This window comes from uncultured Caballeronia sp. (assembly GCF_964243625.1).
Taxonomy (GTDB): domain Bacteria; phylum Pseudomonadota; class Gammaproteobacteria; order Burkholderiales; family Burkholderiaceae; genus Caballeronia.
Window position 1 is genome coordinate 1 of sequence record NZ_CAXTGZ010000812.1, and the last position, 2,250, is coordinate 2,250.

Genomic DNA, 2,250 nt, shown 5'->3' on the forward strand with positions numbered 1-2,250 from the left:
CTGTACGACTAGCTTCTCCTGTCGTCATCTTAAGCGCCCAATGCTCGGCTTCTCCATATTGTCCATGGTTGGCTGCTTCGAGCGCTGCCGCGTGGACTACCAAGTCATGAAGCTCAGCATCATTTGCCCATTCGGCTATTTTGACCGCTTCATCGAACTGCTCGCGTCGTATCGCGGCCAGGGCAATGTCCCGCAAGGCGCCCCAGCGGTTTATGCGGCCCGGAAGCTTAGGGGTTTGAGGGAAATTGGCTTCCACAAGCTCCAGCGCGTGCGGCGTATTGCCTATTTCGGCGTAGGCGCGAATCAAGGCTTGTAGGAAGTAAGAACGTTGATCGGCGTTGACGGCCGCATCAGCCGCCTGAGCAACTAGGTCGAACTGAGCTTGCCCACCTGCCGTGTCGCCTCCCGTCAGCAATGTCGACCCTAGCGCCGCGCGGAGTATGGGTGACACCTTTTCAGGCGGTGTCTGACTTACGAGGTCCTGGACATGACGGATCACCGATCGAGCGTCACCTGGTAGGCCCGCTACCGACATGGCACGAAGCAACTCAGCAAGGTCATTCCAGAGGGCGAATCCCGCGTTATCATTCCGCGCGGCTTCGGCGGCTTCCCATGCGCCGTCGTAGTGGCCCTCGTGCGCCTCCTGCATCGCCATCGCTCGATAAAACCCGAGCCGAATGCTTCCGGCATACATATCCGATTGGAAATCCGTAATTCCAGACCCGCGAAGAGTTTTTAGTGCATCCGCGAGGTGTCCAGTTTCAAGTAATCCCATAGCGACATTGCCGAGCGCGATCTGTCGTTCGCTTCTGTTGGGTAAAGCAATAGCGCGATCAAGTGCCTCATGGCGGAATGCCGCAGCTTCGTTTGGTTTGCCAAGTTGGTCGAGCGTTCCAGCAAGCTTTCCAAGGCAGGAAGCTGAAAAATACGTAGGCACATCCCGCGTTGCCTCGACTAGCTTCCTGCCATCATCCGGCTTTGCAAGGCGAATGAAGTCATTCGCTAGATCACACGTCACGTACTCGAAGTCAAAGTCATGAGCCGCGACCAATCCAAACTGATAGGTCGTCGGTGTGCGTGCTTCACGGGAGACTGTGATTGCTTCCACGAGGGATGAGTCTCTAACGTCCCGACCAGAAAGCTTTCGAGCTACAGCGAGCCTACCGAAGATTACGGCTCGCTCCATTTTTGCTCTGTGCCCAGCGGCAGAGGCGCAGAGCGGTCTGTTCACCGCCTCCTCGGCTTCACCAATGAGACCCAGTGCAGCCAAATCAGTTACCGCTTCAGCATCGGAACTCCCACAATCCTCCCGCACCGAGGTCTGTGCCATGCAGCGCAGCTCGCCCTCACAAGACTCAGTCGCAGTCGGCTGCGACTTGGCGGCCCCGAACGAAGCCAGAGCTGTGAGAGCAATCACGGCAGCGAGTATCGCTATACGTGACAAGACCGTGCTTTGGGCGATGTCGCGAAACTCCGAACTCCTACGACAAGCGAGGTGCCTGAGACAAACCTAGCATTTCGTTGTTGCAAATATCGGTTGCATAAGCCAGAGCTTTCTCGACAACTTTTGCGACAATTCCATGCTCCTGGGCTATGCGCGCGTTAGTACCGACGACCAGGACCTTGCCCTTCAGCGCCGCGCGTTGCGAGAGGTGGGTTGCCGTCGCGTCTATGAGGAGAAGCTTTCCGGTGCTCAGCGCAACCGTCCCGAGTTGGCGCGATTGCTTGACCAGGTGCGCGACCAGGATGTGCTCGTTGTCACACGGCTTGACCGCCTTGCTCGCTCCACTCGTGACCTGCTGGACTCGGCTGAGCGGCTTCGTGATGCCGGTGCCGGCCTGCGTAGCCTCGCCGAGCCGTGGGCGGACACAACGAGCCCGGCCGGTCGCATGGTGCTGACCGTGTTTGCCGGCATCGCCGAGTTCGAGCGCGCGCTGATCCTTGGCCGCACCAGTGCCGGACGAATCGCCGCGCAGCAGAAAGGAGTACGATTTGGTCGCCCGCCGGCACTTGCACCCGACCAGGTGGCGCTCGGTCGTCGGTTGATTGAGGAAGGTCAGGCAGTGCGCGATGTCGCCCAGCTTTTCAGGGTGCATCGCACCACCCTCTACCGCGAACTTGCCAAAACGGTTGATGCTCCTGCTTGACGGTTTTGGTTAACCCCAGCCTCGCCCGCAAAGACCACCCTTGCCCGTCTCCTTCCTAAACCAGGAGCAGGAGCGGCGTTACCGTCGCTACGCCGGCGAACCC

Annotated in this window: 2 protein-coding genes; one reads left to right on the forward strand and one right to left on the reverse strand. The window is 59.1% G+C overall.

The annotated features are described in order from the left end of the window. On the reverse strand, positions 1–1,330 hold a 1,330-nt coding region (locus ACFFAR_RS31220; protein WP_375509232.1), incomplete at its 3' end, for a hypothetical protein. 250 nt (positions 1,331–1,580) lie between these two features. Between ACFFAR_RS31220 and ACFFAR_RS31225 the strand changes: the two genes are divergently transcribed. Continuing rightward, positions 1,581–2,147: a recombinase family protein gene (locus ACFFAR_RS31225; protein ID WP_375509233.1), complete on the forward strand. Its 567-nt coding sequence runs from the start codon at positions 1,581–1,583 to the stop codon at positions 2,145–2,147. Positions 2,148–2,250: the final 103 nt, after the last annotated feature.